The 15,572-nt window shown below is 69.3% G+C and carries 16 protein-coding genes, 2 tRNA genes and 1 pseudogene; 7 read left to right on the forward strand and 12 right to left on the reverse strand.

The window, feature by feature from the left end; genetic code table 11:
• Window positions 1–146: 146 nt before the first annotated feature.
• Window positions 147–704: pseudogene (locus tag ACIA47_RS25850) on the reverse strand (BTAD domain-containing putative transcriptional regulator); the annotation flags it as partial.
• Between ACIA47_RS25850 and ACIA47_RS25855 the strand changes: the two are divergent.
• The 4 genes from ACIA47_RS25855 to ACIA47_RS25870 all read left to right on the forward strand — a co-directional run bounded on the left by ACIA47_RS25855 (window position 616) and on the right by ACIA47_RS25870 (window position 2,880).
• Window positions 616–834, forward strand: coding sequence for a hypothetical protein (locus tag ACIA47_RS25855; RefSeq protein ID WP_396711078.1), 219 nt, complete (start codon window positions 616–618; stop codon window positions 832–834). The pseudogene ACIA47_RS25850 and the gene ACIA47_RS25855 sit on opposite strands and share 89 nt — an antisense overlap.
• Before the next feature lie 375 nt (window positions 835–1,209).
• The gene (locus ACIA47_RS25860) at window positions 1,210–1,842 is read left to right on the forward strand and encodes a dihydrofolate reductase family protein (RefSeq protein ID WP_203118514.1); all 633 of its coding nucleotides are present in this window, start codon (window positions 1,210–1,212) and stop codon (window positions 1,840–1,842) included.
• 75 nt (window positions 1,843–1,917) lie between these two features.
• Window positions 1,918–2,352 (forward strand): hypothetical protein, encoded by a 435-nt coding sequence (locus ACIA47_RS25865; RefSeq protein WP_396711079.1) that lies wholly within the window; start codon window positions 1,918–1,920, stop codon window positions 2,350–2,352.
• A gap of 162 nt (window positions 2,353–2,514) precedes the next feature.
• Entirely contained in the window at window positions 2,515–2,880 is a 366-nt protein-coding gene (locus ACIA47_RS25870) for an STAS domain-containing protein (protein ID WP_203118509.1), read from the forward strand.
• Here ACIA47_RS25870 and ACIA47_RS25875 read toward each other — a convergent pair whose 3' ends face one another.
• Window positions 2,881–4,137: a PP2C family protein-serine/threonine phosphatase gene (locus ACIA47_RS25875; RefSeq protein WP_396711081.1), complete on the reverse strand. Its 1,257-nt coding sequence runs from the start codon at window positions 4,135–4,137 to the stop codon at window positions 2,881–2,883. It lies immediately after the preceding gene.
• 148 nt (window positions 4,138–4,285) lie between these two features.
• Here ACIA47_RS25875 and ACIA47_RS25880 point away from each other — a divergent pair, with 148 nt between their 5' ends.
• The gene (locus ACIA47_RS25880; RefSeq protein WP_396711082.1) at window positions 4,286–4,732 is read left to right on the forward strand and encodes a hypothetical protein; all 447 of its coding nucleotides are present in this window, start codon (window positions 4,286–4,288) and stop codon (window positions 4,730–4,732) included.
• Between the two features lie 6 nt (window positions 4,733–4,738).
• Here the strand turns inward: ACIA47_RS25880 and ACIA47_RS25885 are convergent, their stop codons facing one another.
• Window positions 4,739–5,449 (reverse strand): cytidylate kinase family protein, encoded by a 711-nt coding sequence (locus ACIA47_RS25885; RefSeq protein WP_396711117.1) that lies wholly within the window; start codon window positions 5,447–5,449, stop codon window positions 4,739–4,741.
• Window positions 5,450–5,534: 85 nt separating this feature from the next.
• Here ACIA47_RS25885 and ACIA47_RS25890 point away from each other — a divergent pair, with 85 nt between their 5' ends.
• Window positions 5,535–6,176 carry a hypothetical protein gene (locus ACIA47_RS25890; protein WP_396711083.1) on the forward strand — a complete coding sequence of 214 codons (642 nt, stop codon included), beginning with the start codon at window positions 5,535–5,537 and terminating at the stop codon, window positions 6,174–6,176.
• Window positions 6,177–6,202: 26 nt separating this feature from the next.
• Here ACIA47_RS25890 and ACIA47_RS25895 read toward each other — a convergent pair whose 3' ends face one another.
• From ACIA47_RS25895 to ACIA47_RS25920, 6 genes are all read right to left on the reverse strand, one after another.
• The gene (locus ACIA47_RS25895) at window positions 6,203–6,604 is read right to left on the reverse strand and encodes a type II toxin-antitoxin system VapC family toxin (protein ID WP_396711084.1); all 402 of its coding nucleotides are present in this window, start codon (window positions 6,602–6,604) and stop codon (window positions 6,203–6,205) included.
• The gene (locus ACIA47_RS25900) at window positions 6,601–6,855 is read right to left on the reverse strand and encodes a FitA-like ribbon-helix-helix domain-containing protein (RefSeq protein WP_210783910.1); all 255 of its coding nucleotides are present in this window, start codon (window positions 6,853–6,855) and stop codon (window positions 6,601–6,603) included. The genes ACIA47_RS25895 and ACIA47_RS25900 overlap by 4 nt, the downstream gene beginning before the upstream one ends.
• Before the next feature lie 109 nt (window positions 6,856–6,964).
• A tRNA-Ile gene (locus ACIA47_RS25905) sits at window positions 6,965–7,041 on the reverse strand.
• Window positions 7,042–7,162: 121 nt separating this feature from the next.
• A complete protein-coding gene (locus ACIA47_RS25910; RefSeq protein ID WP_396711085.1) occupies window positions 7,163–8,401 on the reverse strand; it encodes an FAD-dependent oxidoreductase in 1,239 nt (412 codons plus the stop codon).
• On the reverse strand, window positions 8,391–10,508 hold the full coding sequence (locus tag ACIA47_RS25915) for an MMPL family transporter (RefSeq protein ID WP_396711086.1): 2,118 nt from the start codon (window positions 10,506–10,508) through the stop codon (window positions 8,391–8,393). Before ACIA47_RS25915 ends, ACIA47_RS25910 begins: the two co-directional genes overlap by 11 nt.
• A gap of 157 nt (window positions 10,509–10,665) precedes the next feature.
• Window positions 10,666–10,738 (reverse strand) — tRNA-Asn (locus ACIA47_RS25920).
• 261 nt (window positions 10,739–10,999) lie between these two features.
• On the opposite strand from ACIA47_RS25920, the gene ACIA47_RS25925 reads away from it, so the two are divergent.
• Complete coding sequence (locus tag ACIA47_RS25925; protein ID WP_203118496.1) at window positions 11,000–11,404, forward strand: hypothetical protein; 405 nt, start codon at window positions 11,000–11,002, stop codon at window positions 11,402–11,404.
• Window positions 11,405–11,468: 64 nt separating this feature from the next.
• On the opposite strand, the gene ACIA47_RS25930 is transcribed toward ACIA47_RS25925, so the two are convergent.
• The 3 genes from ACIA47_RS25930 to ACIA47_RS25940 all read right to left on the reverse strand — a co-directional run bounded on the left by ACIA47_RS25930 (window position 11,469) and on the right by ACIA47_RS25940 (window position 15,543).
• The gene (locus ACIA47_RS25930; protein WP_203118494.1) at window positions 11,469–12,476 is read right to left on the reverse strand and encodes a sugar phosphate isomerase/epimerase family protein; all 1,008 of its coding nucleotides are present in this window, start codon (window positions 12,474–12,476) and stop codon (window positions 11,469–11,471) included.
• 212 nt (window positions 12,477–12,688) lie between these two features.
• A complete protein-coding gene (locus ACIA47_RS25935; protein WP_396711087.1) occupies window positions 12,689–13,192 on the reverse strand; it encodes a sensor histidine kinase in 504 nt (167 codons plus the stop codon).
• 242 nt (window positions 13,193–13,434) lie between these two features.
• Window positions 13,435–15,543: a ThuA domain-containing protein gene (locus ACIA47_RS25940; RefSeq protein WP_396711088.1), complete on the reverse strand. Its 2,109-nt coding sequence runs from the start codon at window positions 15,541–15,543 to the stop codon at window positions 13,435–13,437.
• Window positions 15,544–15,572: the final 29 nt, after the last annotated feature.

A 15,572-nucleotide genomic window follows, 5' to 3' on the forward strand; every position in this document is an offset into this window, starting at 1 on the left:
TGAACGTGGGTACGGGGGGGAGGCAGCTGCGCCGCGACCCGCGTCGGTGCCGTCGCGGCCGGTGCGGCGATCGCGGTGTCCTGGCGCAGGATGGCGCACTCCAGGTCGCGTAGCCGCGGACCCGGGTCGATACCCAGGTTCTCCCGCAGGTTGTCGCGCAGCCGCCGGTACGTGGCGACCGCCTCCCCCTGTCGGCCGTCGCGGTACAGGGCGAGCATCAGCTGCGCGTGCAGGTGCTCGTCGAAGGGGTGCTGTCGGACGAGCCGTTCCAACCCGGGGACCAGCCCAGCGTGCTCACCGACGGACAACCGGGCCTCGACGAGCGATCGTTCGGCCTCCAACCGTAGGCGTGCCAGGCGTTCCGCCTGCTCCTCAAGCCAGGCCGACCCGGCCACGTCGGCCAGCGGTGGGCCCCGCCACAGTGCCACCGCGGCCGTCAGATGCCTCACCTGCTCGTTGCGGTCCGTCGAGCGCCGAGCCAGCTCGATGAGGCGCTCGGCGGCCTGGACATCCGTGGAATCCGGCCCGGTGTCGAGCAGATATCCGGGCTGGCGCGCCACGATCGACCCGGGCTCGCCGAGCACCCCGCGTAGGTAGGAGACGTGGCGTTGCAACGTGTTCGCCGCGGTGGCCGGTAGCTGGTCGCCCCAGACCACGTCGATGAGCCGGTCGACGCTGACGACACGGCCCGCGTGCAGCGCCAACGTCGCCAGTACCGCCTTGCTGCGCACCCCGTTCACCGCCTGCGGACTGCGGGCGACGATCACCTCCACCGGCCCGAGCAGCCTGACGCGCACGCTCGTACCAACCGTCGAAATCACCGAATCAGGCTAGATCTCCAGCCCGGCATGCTCGATCTGTTCGTCGCGCACTGGACAAGATCCAGCGGGCCGACGAGGGCCATCGGCACTACCAATACCCACGGGGGTGGCCACGCTGTTGCCATGCGCGAACGGGTGACCCTCGTCGTCGGGTACGACGGGGCGGAGCTGCTCGGCATCGCCTGCGTCACGTCCAGTCTCGACATCGCCAACGATCGGTGGGTGTCGGGTTCCCATCTGGGACGCCTACCACTACCGCGTCAACCTCGTGGTGAGTCGCTCGTGGGCGCGATTCTGCGCGGTTGTCGACGTCGGCGTTGGCATCGCACTGATCATCGCGGCCATAGGCTGACTACCGGCACACACCGACGTCATTGGAGAATCCGCAATGAACACACGTAACGGCAAGGTGATCGCCAATCAGACCATCTCGGCCGACGGGTACTCGGCCGGGCTCAACCAGAGCGAGGAACGCCCGTTCGGCGACGACGGCGGTGATGGCTGGGGCCGTGGGCTGCACGCCTGGATGTTCGACCACGCCGAGGAGAACCAGGCCGAGGTCGACCAGATCGACGCCGTCGCAGCGGTCATCATAGGGCGCAACATGTTCGGCCCGGTGCGGGGCGAGTGGGATCGGCAGTGGAACGGCTGGTGGGGTGAGGACCCGCCGTTTCACACCCCGGTCTTCGTGCTCACCCACCACGCGCGGGAGCCGCAGCCGATGAAGGGCGGCACCACCTTCCACTTCGTCACCGACGGAATCGAGTCGGCGCTCGCACAGGCACGCGCGGCCGCCGGTGGCGGCGACATCTCGATCCACGGCGGCGCGACCACCATCAACCAGTACCTCGCCGCCGGTCTGGTCGACGAACTGCGGCTGCACATCGTGCCGCTCACCCTCGGCGCCGGTGTGCGGCTGTTCGAGGGCGTCCCGCCGCTGAAACTCGAACAGCTGACGGCGCGGGCAGCAAGCACGGTCGTGCACGTGACATACCGAGTGCTCGTCACCCCTCCTCAGTAGCCTGCCCGATGAGCCGGCGGAAAGCCGTAGCGGCAGAGTCGTACGACGGAGGATGCGTTGTCTGCTATCGCGTCAATGACCCTGGTCCCCAGGGACAGCATCACGGAGCTGGCCCGCCTGGCCCGCACATCGCCGTCGTCGTTCCGCGCGTACCTGGCGGAACACGGGAGCAGTCCGCGGCAGGAGTACGACTGGTCCGGCTACTGCATGCTGTATGTCCTGACCTATCTGGAGGAACGCGGCATCGACCTGGAGCCGTCGGAGTTCAATGCCGAGTCGGAGGCCATCAACAGCGTGCACGGCCTGACCACGCTCATCACTCCAGCCCGGCGGTTAGTGGATCAGCTCGATCCCGGAGCGCACCGCGCGGAGGAGTTGGCCGCCCACTTCAAGGAGATGGGGGTGGACTTCGAGGAGAGCGGCACGGCCGGTCTGGACACGCTGAGGCTGTTACGCGACTGCATTTCCGACCTCCGCGACGACCAGGTGTTGCTGCTCAACATCGGCTGAGGCAACTACGCGTCACTTAAAGGCGGGTTGCTCCGGTCGTGATCGGCACTACCCCGGAGCTGCTGAGGCGAAATCGTCGGGTGTCGGCCCGACGTGCGCCACCAGCGGCGGTTCGTCTGCCGGCATAGGGTGGGCGGGGATCGTCGGCGTGCGGAGGTTGTTGTGGATCTGCTGTTGTCGGTCCGACCGGGCCGGAGTTGCACAGTGCTCGAGGTGCGCGGCGAGCTGGACATGGCGACGTCCCCACAGTTGCGTGAGGGTCTGCAACGGCTGGTTGACGCCGGTGACCGTCAGGTAGTGGTGGATCTGGCCGGGGTGGGGTTCATGGACTCCAGCGCGCTGGGCGCGCTGGTGCTGATGTTCAAGGCGTTCCGTGACGTCGGCGGCCGGTTGTGCCTCGCCGCAGTGCAACCCGCCGTGCGCAGCGTCCTGACGATCACGTCCGTTGACCGGGTGATCCAGGTCTACAACAGCGTGCAGGAGGCTGAAGCCGACACGCCTTCCGTGAACGACGCGACAGGTCGGTAGTCAGTCGGGCGGAGCGGTGCTGGCACGCGCCTGGTCGGCGCCGGCGCTGCTACGCCGGTCCTCACTGTGCTCGCCGTGCCAGTCAAGGATCAGCAGGGTGGCATCATCGGCCAGCGTCGGTCCGCTGACCTCGAGCACAGCGTCGGCCAACGCCCGGGCGGCCTCGCGCGGGTGCAGACCGGCGATCGACCGGAACAGGGTCGGTAGATCCAGGCTGGCGGCGTTGCGCTCCCGCATTCCATCGGTGACCACTACCAAGCGGTCGCCCGGTAGCAGCGTGATCTCGTCGGCACGGTAACCGCCTTCGGCGAACATGCCCAGGGGGAAGTTGCCCGGCAGCGGCAGCGCCCGGCTGTCCCCGTCGCGTACCAGCAGCGGTGGCACGTGTCCGGCATTGAGCAGCGCACACACCCCGGTACGCAGGTCGAGACGGCCGAGGACCGCGGTCATGTAACTGCCGGGCACGGCGGCGTGCTCGGCCAGGTCGGCATTCGCGGCGTCGGCCTGCTCCACCAGCGAAGCTGCGCGGCGGCGGCTGTTGCGCAGACTGCCCACGCCCAGGGTTGCCGTCAGCGCGCTGGCCACCCCGTGGCCCATCGCGTCGGTGACGCTGAAGTGCAGCACGTCCCGGCCAAGGCTGTAGTCGAAGGTGTCCCCGCCGATGCTGGCGGCGGGTTCTAGCCAGCCGGACAGGGTGAACGCACTACCCTCACACGTGAACGAACCGGGCAGCAGGCGACGCTGAATCTCTCCGGACAGAGTGAACGGGGTCGTGCGTTGCCCCCACTCGAAGAGATCGGTGTAACGCCGGTTGGCGATCACCACGAACGCCAACACGTGCGCCGCGCGGACGATCTCCTCCAGCGTCCGCGGCGCGGGCTCGTCCGGCAGGATCATCTCCAGCAGGCCGATCGCCTCACCACGGTCCGTGACCGGTGCCAACACCATCCACCGGTCAGGCCGGGCGACGACCTGCACCATCTGACTGCGTAGCGCCTCCTCGGCGGGGCCGCCGTCGAACGGCATCACCGTGGCGACCTCGTCACCGTCCCGGCGTCCCTCGGCGGCATGGTGGAGGGGCACGTGGGCCAACCGGACCAGTGCCCGACCGCTGAGGTCCGCGATCAAAAACGCGACGCTCCGTGCCCCCAGCGCCGTACCGAGTTCCCGGGTGACGGCCTCGACCGCCTCGACCGGCGAAGCGTTCTCCGCCGCACCCAACATATCGACCATGATCCGCCCTCGGCTGCTTTCCACTGTCGGAGCCTACGAGACCCGCCGGTCATCGCCGAGCACGAGGATCGGACCAGGTTCCGACGCGGCCGCCTGGGGGTTTGACCGCAGTTGATCAAAGACAGTGGCCGAGCGGCACGTGACCTGTTCCACGACCTCGCGACGACACCTGGTGGGCATCGACCGTTGTAGGGTGCGTGCCGTGGGATACACGGTGATGCCGTCGGGCCGTCTGCACCTCCCGGAGTCGGAGGACGCCACTGCGGTCGCCGCTGTCCAGGCCGCCATGGCTGGACGCGGTGGTTGGTACCGGCCGGGTGAGTTTCCGTCGGATGGCACGCTGGTTGACCTGGCGGATCCGGCCAGGGCCACAATCGTCCGCGACGGAGACTGGATCGAGTTCGGGTACGACGACGAGGGCGACCCCAAGTGGTCGAATCAGACGACGGCCTTCTACGTCGCGATTGCGCCGTTCGTTCGCTCGGGGACCATCCAGATCGAGGGCGAGGACGGCGCCCGCTGGTCGTACACCTATGCCGACGGGCAGGTCATCCAACAGGGTTGGAACGGTTGGGATGGGTCCATCGAGCCGTTTGGCGAGTATGTGGACCACCCGTAAGCGCGGTCACTCACCGGTCGACAGGACTTCGGTGAGCGGATCTCCGCGCCGGACAGTCTCCCAGACCGGCCGCTGGGGCTCGTCGTTGTGCACGACGATGTCGGCGTGCTGGGTGGGGCGGGCCGTGGCGAAGTAGAGCTGCTGCGAGGGGATGTAACGATCGCGCCAGCGTCGTTCGATGTCGGCCCGAGTTGACACCCGGCGCTCCCGGATCACGGCACGATCCACGGTCATCTCCAGTGCCGTCGACACGAAGATGCGCAGGTCCCACCGATCAATCAGTTCCGGGCGCAGGAGGAAGACGCCGTCGAAGACGAGCACGGCGTCGGCCGGGGCGGCCGTGACCGGCGGGGACAGCACGGCATCGGCGTTGCGGTCGTAGACAGCGGGTTGGAAACGTCGATCTCCGCCCGGGCCGAGCGGATCGAGCAGAACCCGGTTCAGCGCGTCGTAGTCGTGGGTGTCGTAGTAGCAGCCTTCGGCCGAGTACTCGCCGCGCGGATAGCGCCTGGTCCGGGGGAAGAGGAAATCGTCGATCGTGGCGCGGATGACGTCGCGGCCCTGTTCACGCAGGACGACGGCCAACTCGTCGGCGAGGGTGGTCTTGCCTGCGGCGGGCGGCCCGTCGATGGCAACCCGCGTCGGGTGGGCGACCGTGACGGACCCAACTGCCTCAGCCACGCGCCCGAGTAGCTCGTCGCGGGTGCCGTGAACCATGTCCTGCCCCTCCATCACGTCACCGCTCGCCTGTCGGGCCGGATTTGAACCTCTATCGAAGTCGGTCATCACGTAAGGTCTTCCGATGGTCGCACGGTTCCTGGCGTACCTCCGCCCGCCGCTTGTCGTCTGCGGACACCTGGTTGCCCTGGTGTTGCTCGTCCTGGACGCGCGCCGTGAATGGAGTGCGTACGGGCTCGTCATGCTCCTCCTGTTGCTCGGTGCGCTTGCCGCGATACCAGCGGCGTTGGTCGACTCGCCAGGGTTCCGGCTGATCAGCCTGGTCGCACAGACCGTCGGAGCCGGCGTCGTCGCGTTGGCCCTCCATGACTCGGCCGACAAGCGGGCTCTCTGGGTGTACGCGCTGTCCGCCCTGGTGGCGGTGATCTCGCCGACCAGCCGGCCGGGGCTTGGCCGGACGACGGTGATCGGCGTGGGGACGGCAGTGGTGCTCACCATCGGCGTGTCGGCTCCGGCACTGGCCTGGGGTGGTGGTCAGCCCGAGGCGGTGGTTTGCGTGCGGCAGGGGGAGTCCGCTGAGGAGCTGGTGCGCGAGAGCCACCGCGTCGACCCGAATCACGTGATTGCGGGCTTCGGGTCAGAAGGGCCGCAATCGCCGTGCCTGGAGGTGCTGTTCGATCCCGGTGCCACCGCTGGCGACGCCGACGACGTCGTCCGCCGCTACTCCGCAGACCCGAGGATCTCGTCCGTCAGCCGGACACGCTGACACTCAGCGCACAGGTGCGCCACTCGTCAGGACGGTGCAAGTAGTCGGATTTCGCAGCGGACACCGCTGGCTTTGGCGAGCCGACCATCTCCGGTCACGAGCGGACAGGTCATCAACTCCGCCACCGCGACATAGGCTGCGTCGTACGCCGTGACATTGCTCCGCAACTGCCACATTCGGTCGAGCAAACCCGAGATCTCAACCTCGTCGATTACCAGTGAAGGCAGAGTGTCGACGGCCTCTTGAGCGCGGGCAGGGCCGAGCTTGCCACCGAGGACCTTGCCCCTGATCACCGACATGACTTCCACCAGAAATTGTCCTGGCGCCGCCCAGTGCGGATCTCCGGTCAGTGCCGCCCGCGCCGCGTCGCCTACCGGCCCGTCGTCGACCAACGCATCAGCCAGGACTGAGGCGTCCACGACAATCATGCGGCGCTACCCCACGGCCCCCGCTGCTCCCGCTGGTCTGCCAACTCCGCGGCACTCTCCCCCGGAAGGGCGCGAGTGCCATCAGACCGGCCGGCGAAGCGATCGAGGGTCGCCGTGTTGCGCAGACGTCGAGCCTGCGTCTCCACCAACTCCAGCAGATACGCCTGGAGGGACTGCCCGCGTGCCTTGGCTTGGGCAGCCAAGGCGTCTCGTACTTCTTCCGGGACGTCTCGAATCTGGATAGCTACCATGCATTCATTATGCATGCATCAGCGCCTCGCTGCCTTGGAAGGCTCGATCCCCCGGTCAACGGGTTCGCATGGCGATTGCAGCTCAGTCAAGAGCCAGAGGTCAGGAAGTTGGTGGGGCGGGCGGGACTCGAACCCGCGACCGAGGGATTATGAGTCCCCTGCTCTAACCGGCTGAGCTACCGCCCCGAACACCGCGCCGGATCTTATCCCGCTCGGCGGTCAGCAGCCAGCACCGAGCCGGCCGGCGCCCACGCCTGCGCGAGCACGATGGGCAACAGGAATATAACAGCGTGCTCGGGTACGCCTGTCAGCCGGCGCGCAGCTCGTCCAGCACGGCGCCGGCGGCGCGCCAGCCGCTGGTGAGAGCGCCCTGGATCGATGGGCTGTCCCGGTGGTCACCGGCCACGAATAGGCCCTCCCCCAGCGCCACCGGCTTGCGCAGCCGCCCCTGCGGCGGCGGTGCGGCGGGTAGCGCCTCGGGGATGGCCACTGTTGTGAGGTGGGTCCAGTCGGCGGTGGAGCGGCCGTACAGCCGGGTCAACTCGGCCCGGATGGCCGGCTCGGGTGGGGCCGTCGGGCCGACCACCGAGGTGGCGATGAGGTGCCGGCCGGCGGGCGCGTACGTCGCGGCGGCGTTGCTGAGCACCACGGTGTTGGCGACGAGTTCGCGTCGGTCGCCGTCGACGAGCAGGATCGCCTCGGTGAGCGGCGGCTCGGGAGCGCTGTGGTAGTAGGTGGTGTAGCTGTGCATGCGTACCGTCGCCAGGGCCGGCAGCAGCGCGGCCGCGGCGGGTGGGTCGACGGCGACCACGACGGCCCGGCAGCTGATGTCGCCGGCCTGGGTGCGGACCCGGCCCGGGGTGACCTCCGCGACCGGGGTGTCCAGGTCGAGCAGGTCGGCCGGAAGCGGCGCGGCGATCGCCAGAGGCAGCGCCGCCATCCCTTCGGCGGGCAGGCCGATCCGGCCGCGGGCGAAGGAGCGCAGCACCATCGCCAGTACGTGACTGGAGGTGGAGAGTTCCCGGTCGATGAACACACCGGACAGGAACGGTCGCAGCAGCTCCTCGATGATCGCGTCGGAGAGACCGGCGCGGCGCAGCGCCGTCTCGGTGCTGGTTTCCGGGGCGGCGAGCAGCCGGGACGCGGGCAGGGTGGCGCAGCCGGTGGCGAGCGCGGCGAAGCGCAGCCGATCGAGCAGGGAGCCGACGCCGGCGAGCGCGGTACCGGGCCCGCCGGTCGGCTCGCGCAGCGGGTTGACCAACCGCAGCAGCTTGTCGCCCTTGCGGACCAGCACACCGGAGGTGAAGTAGCCGAGGTTGAGCTGGTCGGTGTCGAGCAGTGTGCCGAGCCGGGGGTAGGCGGTGTTGAGCACCTGGAAGCCCCGGTCGATGAGGTGACCGTCGACCACGTCGGTGGCGACCCGGCCGCCGAGCCGACCCTCGGCCTCCACCAGCCGCCAGGGCACGCCGGCGCGGTGCAGCCGGCGGGCGGCGGCGAGGCCGGCCAGGCCGCCGCCGACGATGACCACATCGGTTTCAGCCAGCACCGCGCGCCTCCCGCTCACCGTTCGCCCGGGACAACCGGCCCGGCCACCAGATCTTCGGCCCGATGTCGTACGCGAGTGCGGGCACCAGCAGCGACCGGACGATGATGGTGTCGATCAGTACCCCGATGGCGACCGCCGTACCCAACTCGACGAGCACCACCAGCGGCAGGACGGCGAGGGCGGAGAACGTCGCGGCGAGCACGATGCCGGCGGAGGTGATCACCCCGCCGGTGACGGCGAGGCCGGCGAGCACTCCGGCGCGGGTGCCGCGTTTGACCGACTCTTCGCGGACGCGGCTCATCAGGAAGATGTTGTAGTCGATGCCGAGCGCGACCAGGAAGACGAACGCGAACAGCGGGAACGACGAGTCCACGCCGGGGAAGTCGAAGACGTGGCGGAACAGCAGCGCGCAGAGGCCGAGGGTCGCTGCGAAGCTGAGCAGGACGGTGGCGATCAGCAGCACCGGGGCGAGCAGGGCGCGCAGCAGCAGGGCCAGGATGACCGCGATGACCACCAGCACCACCGGGATGATGACGTTCTGGTCGCGCTTGGCGGCGTCCGAGGTGTCCACGTTGATCGCGGTGAAGCCGCCGACCACCGCGTCCGCGCCGGGCACCTGGTGTACGGCCACCCGCAGCTCGCGGATGGTCCGCTCGGCCCCGTCGCTGTCGGGTGGGTCGGCCAGGGTCGCCTCCAGCTGCACCCGCCCGTCGACGACCTTCGGGGCGGCGTTCTCCTCGGGTGGGCCGGTCTGCGGGCCGGCCGGAAGGGGGCGGACGTCGGCGACGCCGGGCACGTCAGTCGCCACCTGGGCGACCTGTCGGGCGGTCTGCTCGGTGGTGAAGATGGTGGTCGGGCTGCCGGTGCCGGCCGGGTAGTGCCGGGAGATCACCTCCTGGCCGTCGACCGAGTCGGTGCGCTGGGTGAACAGGTCGGACTGGCCGAGCGTGGTGGCGCCGAGCTGGGTGAGGCCGAGGGTCAGCAGGGCCAGCGCGACGGCGGTGGTCAGCCAGATCGGCCGGGCGTGCCGGGCCACGAAGCCGGCGACGCGGCTCCAGATGCCGTGTTCGGCCCGCGGGTCGGCCTGGTCGGCTCGGGGCCGTCGGGGCCAGAACGCCCACCGTCCGCCGAGCACCAGCAGCGCGGGTAGGAAGGTGAGCATCACCAGCAGGGTGGCGGCGATGCCGATGGCGGCGACCGGGCCGAGTGCCCGGTTGGAGTTGAGGCTGGACAGCAGCAGGCAGAGCAGGCTGACGATGACAGTGCCGCCGGAGGCGATGATGGCCGGCGCGGCGCCCTTCCAGGCGGTCTTCATGGCGTCCCACGGGCGGTCGTGCCGGTGCAGCTCCTCCCGGTAGCGGGCGATCAGCAGCAACGCGTAGTCGGTGCCGGCGCCGAAGACCAACACGGTGAGGATGCCCTGGGCCTGCCCGTTGAGCTTGACCACGTCCGCGTCGGCGAGCAGGTAGACGAAGACCGAGGCGAGGGCGTACGACATCCCGGCGGCGAGCAGCGGGAAGATCCAGAGGACCGGGCTGCGGTAGACGATCAGCAGGATGATCAGCACCACGACCAGGGTGACCAGCAGCAGTGGTCCGTCGATGGCGGAGAAGACCTCGATCAGGTCGGCGAGCAGACCGGCTGGGCCGGAGACGTCCACGGTGAGGCCGTCCCGGTCACCGCCGGTGATGTCGCGCAGTTGCTCGACGACCGTGCCGATCTCCTCGCCCTCGGCGTCGTCCACCGGTACGACGACCTGGAGGGCCTGGCCGTCGTCGCTCGGGATGGGCGGGGGCAGTGGGGTGACCACGCCGGGGATCTGGGCGAAGCGGGCGGCGTCGGCGCTCACCCGTTGCCGGTCCGCGTCGGTGATCCCGGAGGGCCGCTCGTAGACGACCAGAGCCGGGATGGTCTCCCGGTCGACGAATTCGCCGGCGAGGTCCTGGGCGCGGGTCGCCTCGGCGTCGGTGGGCAGAAAGGCGGCGTTGTCGTTGGTGGCGACCTCGCTGAGGCGCCCCGCGTACGGGCCGGACACGCCGCCGATCACCAACCAGGCCAGCACGACCGCCACCGCGATCAGCGTGGCCTTGCCGCCTCGTCCGGACATCCGCACTCACCCCAAGGATCGATGCATCAATCGACGCAGCGGTAGCCTCAGTCGACATCGACCATCCTGCCGGGCAAGCCGGTCCATGGTGGGTGAAACCGGGTCACACACCCGAAAACGCCCGTCAGCCGGTGGCTGACGGGCGTACGTGGAAAAGCTCCCCCGATTGGACTCGAACCAATAACCTGCCGGTTAACAGCCGGCTGCTCTGCCAATTGAGCTACAGGGGATCGTGCTCCGCCCGACTTCGGATCTCCCCGACGCCGTGCGACGGGACAAGAGTACAGGACTTCCCCCGGTGGCGGTCCAGTGGGTTCCCTCCCCGCTGTCGCACCGACAATCGGGGTAAATCGCCATCCTGGCACAAGGATGCTTGAGCGGAGAGCAGGATGGGTAGTTAGCTGCGGACAGAGGACGCAGGCGCGAACAGGTCGCCTTCCGACGGGGCAACTCGCCGGGGTGACGGCGCGTCAGGTACGGAAGGAGCCGCCATGCGCGGAAAGATCATGTTTCTTGGCGGGCTGGCTGCGGGATTCGTCCTGGGCGCCCGTGCCGGCCGGGAAAAGTACGAAGAGCTCGTGGTCCGGGGCCGCAAGGTGCTCGACCACCCGACCGTCCAGGAGGCGGCCGGGGTCGCGCAGGCCCAGGCCAACAAGCTCTACAGCGAGGGCAAGGACAAGCTCGGCCAGACCAAACTGGGCGAGAAGCTGGGTAACGGTAACGGCAGCACCGGCAAGCAGGAGCTGACCGCAGCCGACGACGCGTTCGCCGGCACGCCCGCCACCATGGGCGCCAAGGCGGGCACCGGCACGGTCGGCACGACCTCCGGGTCGCCGTCGTCCACCAACCCCCGCAGCAAGCCGTCCGGCTCGGGCACGAACGCCAGCACGCTCTGACCAATCGCACGTCGACGGGCCGGTCGCCGCAGGGCGACCGGCCCGTGGTCTGTCCGACGTGCGGTCAGTCCTTGCTGCTGAACGCCGCGTCGAAGGCGGCGCTCGGTGCGTCGAAGGCGAGCCGGCGGACGAACTGCAACGCCTCCGGGGCGCCGACCAGCCGGTCCATTCCGGCGTCCTCCCACTCGATGGAGATCGGGCCGGTGTAGCCGATCGCGTTCAACGCGCGGAAGCAGTCCTCCCAGGGCACGTCGCCGTGGCCGGTGGAGACGAAGTCCCAACCGCGCCGCAGGTCGGCCCAGGGCAGGTGCGAGGCGAGCCGGCCACGCCGGCCATCGCCGGTACGCACCTTCGCGTCCTTGCAGTCCACGTGGTAGATCCGGTCGGCGAAGTCGAAGATGAAGTTCACCGGGTCCAGCTCCTGCCACACGAAGTGCGACGGGTCCCAGTTCAGCCCGAACGCGGGCCGGTTGCCGATCGCCTCCAGCGTCCGCTTCGTCGTCCAGTAGTCGTACGCGATCTCACTGGGGTGCACCTCGTGCGCGAACCGCACTCCCACCTCGTCGAACACGTCGAGGATGGGGTTCCACCGGTCGGCGAAGTCCTGGTAGCCGCGCTCGATCATCGCCGGCGGCACCGGCGGGAACATCGCGAGGGTGTGCCAGATCGACGAACCGGTGAAACCGACGACCGTCTTCACCCCGAGCTTCGCCGCCGCCCGCGCGGTGTCCTTGATCTCCTCGGCGGCCCGCTGACGGACCCCCTCGGGCTCCCCGTCACCCCAGATGCGGCCGGGCAGGATGTCCTGGTGCCGCTCGTCGATCGGGTGGTCGCAGACCGCCTGACCGACGAGGTGGTTGGAGATCGTGAAGACCTCAAGGTTGTGCTTCGCGAGGGTCTCCCGCTTGCGCTCGACGTACGAGTCGTCGGCGAGCGCCTTGTCGACCTCGAAGTGGTCGCCCCAGCAGGCGATCTCCAGACCGTCGTAGCCCCACTCGGAGGCGAGCCGGCAGACCTCCTCGAACGGAAGATCGGCCCACTGGCCGGTGAAGAGCGTGATGGGTCGCGCCATTGTCCTTCTCCCCTGTTGTGATGGGGATTCCTTGTGCGGACCGGGGCGAGGGTGACCGAACGTGCGCGGCACCCGAGCGGTCACCGGTGGGTGCGGAACACACCTGAGCCCGGCGGGTTGCGCCTCCCACCGGGTCACCGGCCACCAGCACGGTCGCCGACCTCCACCTTATTTCCGCAGTGCCCCATCGGGGAAGCCCCGCGGTCGGCCGATCATCCGATCATTTCCTCCGGCGCGGGCAGGACAGCCCGTACGGTGAAGCCGCCACCGGCGCGCGGGCCGGCCGAGAACGTGCCGCCGAGCCGCTCGGCGCGCCTGCGTACCCCGAGCAGACCCCGACCGGCGCCCTGGGTGCCGCCGCCGGACGGAGCCGGACCGGCGCCCTCGTCGCGGACCTCGATGGTGATGCCCGCGGCGTCGTAGCGCAGGCGGACCCCGACCGGCGCGCCCGGCGCGTGCCGGCAAGCGTTGGTCAGCGCTTCCTCAATGATCCGGTACGCCACCACGTCGACCGGGCCGGGCAGCGGCCGGGGTTGCCCGGCCATCGTCCAGCGCACCGGTTGACCGGCGGTGAAGCCCCCCACCAGCGCATCGAGACGGTTCAGGCTGGGCGCCGGCTCGGACGGGTCGTCGGGCTCGTCGGCCCGGCCCAGCGCACCGAGCAGTTGATGGCCCCGCGCCAGCACCGTCCCACGCCACTGCGCGAACAACCCCATGCAGGTCAAGGTACGGCAGCCAGCTGGCAGCCACCCTCCCGGCGTCCCCCACCCCTCTTCCGCCGATCTTGCATTTTGTGCTGCCGAAAGGTCGGCATGGTGGCATTGATCCCGACCGAAAGTGCAAGATCGGCGGCGCGAAGGTGGGGTGGGGCGGTATAACGCTCGCGGGAAACACCGTTGCCGGGTCTGGCCCCGGAGGGGCCGACGACGTGTGTCGCGGCCCCTCCGGGGTCAGTCGGTCAGGGCAGGGTCCACTTCTGGTTGGCCGCGTTGAGGCAGGTCCAGAGGTGCACGATGGTGCTGTCGGCGGAGTTGTTGCCGGAGACGTCCAGGCACTTGCCCGACGACGGGTTGCGCAGGGTGCCGTCGGACGCGGCCGCCCAGTTCTGCGCGCCGCTGCCGTTGCAGGTCCAGAGCTGGATCTTGGTGCCGTCGGCGGTGCCGCTGCCGGAGACGTCCAGGCACTTGCCGAGCGCCTTGATCGTCGAGTTCGGCGTCACGGTCCAGGTCTGCGCCGTGCTGCTGTTGCAGGTGTAGATCTGGATCTGGGTGCCGTCGGCGGTGCCGGCGTTGCGCACGTCCAGGCACTTACCGGCGAGACCCTTGATCGGGCCGACCCCGGTGCCGCCCCCGCCCCCCTTGACCAGGGTGAAATCGTCCAGGTCGAAGAGCCCCGTGCCGCTACCGGTGAAGGTGAGGTAGAGGTTCTGGGTGCTGGACGGGACGTTGGACAGTGCCGTGGAGACGTTGGCGAAGGTCGTCCAACTGCCGGTGTTGGGCACCGCGACCGTACCGAGCACCGGGCCGGTGGCCGAACCGGTGCGCACCTGGATGGCGCCACCCGCGCCGCCGGAGACGACCCGGGCCGTGAACGAGGTGACCCCGGCCAGGTTGACCCCGTTGTACGCGGCCCAGTCGCCCGGGTCGATGTAGCCGACGGTCTGCCCACCGTTGGCGCCCGCCTTGGTGAACGCGGAGACGCCGTTGGCCGAGCTGAACGCCTCGGCCTGGATCGTGCCGGTGGGCGGCGGCGTGGTGCCCAGCTCCTTGATCCGGATGTTGCGGAAGGAGGCGTCGTCACCGGTGCCGTGGTTCTGGATGCCGATGTGACCGGCCAACGAGCGGACCGGGTTGGTGTTGGTGAAGTCGTTGATCTTCACCCCGTTGAGGAAGATCTGTAGCCGCTCGCCCTCGACCAGCAGCTCGTACGTGTTCCACTCCCCCGCCGCGTTCAACGCCGCGTCGCGGGCGGCGATGTCGGCGGACTTGTAGGTGTAGACCGCGCCGGTGGTGCGGTCGGCCGCGTCGGTGGCATCGATCTGGATCTCGTAACCGTTGTCCACCGCCGACCACGGGTCACTCGACGGTGGGAACCCGATGAAGATGCCGGAATTGTCGTCACCGGCCAGCTTCCAGTCCAGCTTCAGCGAGTAGTTGGTGAACTGCTTGGCGTTGTACCAGTACAGCCCCATGCCGCCGACCGAGGTCAGGGTGGCGTCGGAGTTGGTGAAGCTGCCCGGGCCGGCCTGTGACCAACCGGCCGTCGAGCCGTTGAACAGCGGGGTGTAGCCGGTCTCGGGCCGGCAGTCGGCCTTGCTCCGACCGGAGGCGTACCGGATGCCGCCGAGCAGGTGGTTGCGGAACCCCGACTCCGCGTACGACGCCTGGGTGTGCCCCGCCCCGGTGTAGAAGGACCGGCCGCCGCTGTAGCTCTTGCACCAGCTCAGCGGGTGGTCGGCGCCCATCCCGCCGCCGGAGTACGACGACTCGTCCAGGGTGGCCAGCACGTGGGCGCTCGACCGGGCGTTGGTGCGGTAGTTGTACCACTCGTCGGTGCGGGTCCAGGTCTGCGGCAGGTGAGCGGTGGCAGCGTGGCCCCGGTCCTCCACCTTCATGTTGGCCTGCTGGATGGCGGGGTGCGAGGCGAACCACGCCCCGACGAGGTTGCCGTAGAACGGCCAGTCGTATTCGGTGTCGGCTGCGGCGTGCACACCCACGTACCCGCGGCCCGAGCCGATGTACGACTCGAAGGCGGTCTGCTGGCTGGCGTTGAGCACGTCGCCGGTGGTGTTGAGGAAGACGACCGCCTCGTACTGGTTGAGATTGCTCGTGGTGAACGCGGCGGCGTCCTCGGTCGCGGTGACCGTGAAGTTGTTCGCCGCGCCCAGGTCGCGGATGGTCTGGATGCCGACCGGGATCGCGTCGTGTCGGAAACCAGCGGTCTTGGAGAAGACCAGCACGTCGTACGGGGCGTCGGCGGCGCTGGCCGGGGTGGCCGGGGTGGTGCAGGCGATGACGGCGAGTGCGGCCATGGCCGCACCGAGGACGGGTCGCAGGCGTCTGCGCATATCGCTCTCCTAATTGCGGTTAGGAGGGG

The organism is Micromonospora sp. NPDC051227 (genome assembly GCF_044455385.1).
In the GTDB taxonomy this organism is placed as follows: domain Bacteria; phylum Actinomycetota; class Actinomycetes; order Mycobacteriales; family Micromonosporaceae; genus Micromonospora.

Bases quoted from the DNA above. Each gene is read 5' to 3' on its own strand.
- ACIA47_RS25860 (WP_203118514.1), top strand. From the start codon at position 1,210: ATGAACACACGTAACGGCAAGGTGATCGCCAATCAGACCATCTCGGCC.
- ACIA47_RS25865 (WP_396711079.1), top strand. From the start codon at position 1,918: ATGACCCTGGTCCCCAGGGACAGCATCACGGAGCTGGCCCGCCTGGCC.
- ACIA47_RS25885 (WP_396711117.1), bottom strand. From the start codon at position 5,449: ATGGTTCACGGCACCCGCGACGAGCTACTCGGGCGCGTGGCTGAGGCA.
- ACIA47_RS25890 (WP_396711083.1), top strand. From the start codon at position 5,535: ATGGTCGCACGGTTCCTGGCGTACCTCCGCCCGCCGCTTGTCGTCTGC.
- ACIA47_RS25895 (WP_396711084.1), bottom strand. From the start codon at position 6,604: ATGATTGTCGTGGACGCCTCAGTCCTGGCTGATGCGTTGGTCGACGAC.
- ACIA47_RS25900 (WP_210783910.1), bottom strand. From the start codon at position 6,855: ATGGTAGCTATCCAGATTCGAGACGTCCCGGAAGAAGTACGAGACGCC.
- ACIA47_RS25915 (WP_396711086.1), bottom strand. From the start codon at position 10,508: ATGTCCGGACGAGGCGGCAAGGCCACGCTGATCGCGGTGGCGGTCGTG.
- ACIA47_RS25925 (WP_203118496.1), top strand. From the start codon at position 11,000: ATGCGCGGAAAGATCATGTTTCTTGGCGGGCTGGCTGCGGGATTCGTC.
- ACIA47_RS25930 (WP_203118494.1), bottom strand. From the start codon at position 12,476: ATGGCGCGACCCATCACGCTCTTCACCGGCCAGTGGGCCGATCTTCCG.
- ACIA47_RS25935 (WP_396711087.1), bottom strand. From the start codon at position 13,192: ATGGGGTTGTTCGCGCAGTGGCGTGGGACGGTGCTGGCGCGGGGCCAT.
- ACIA47_RS25940 (WP_396711088.1), bottom strand. From the start codon at position 15,543: ATGCGCAGACGCCTGCGACCCGTCCTCGGTGCGGCCATGGCCGCACTC.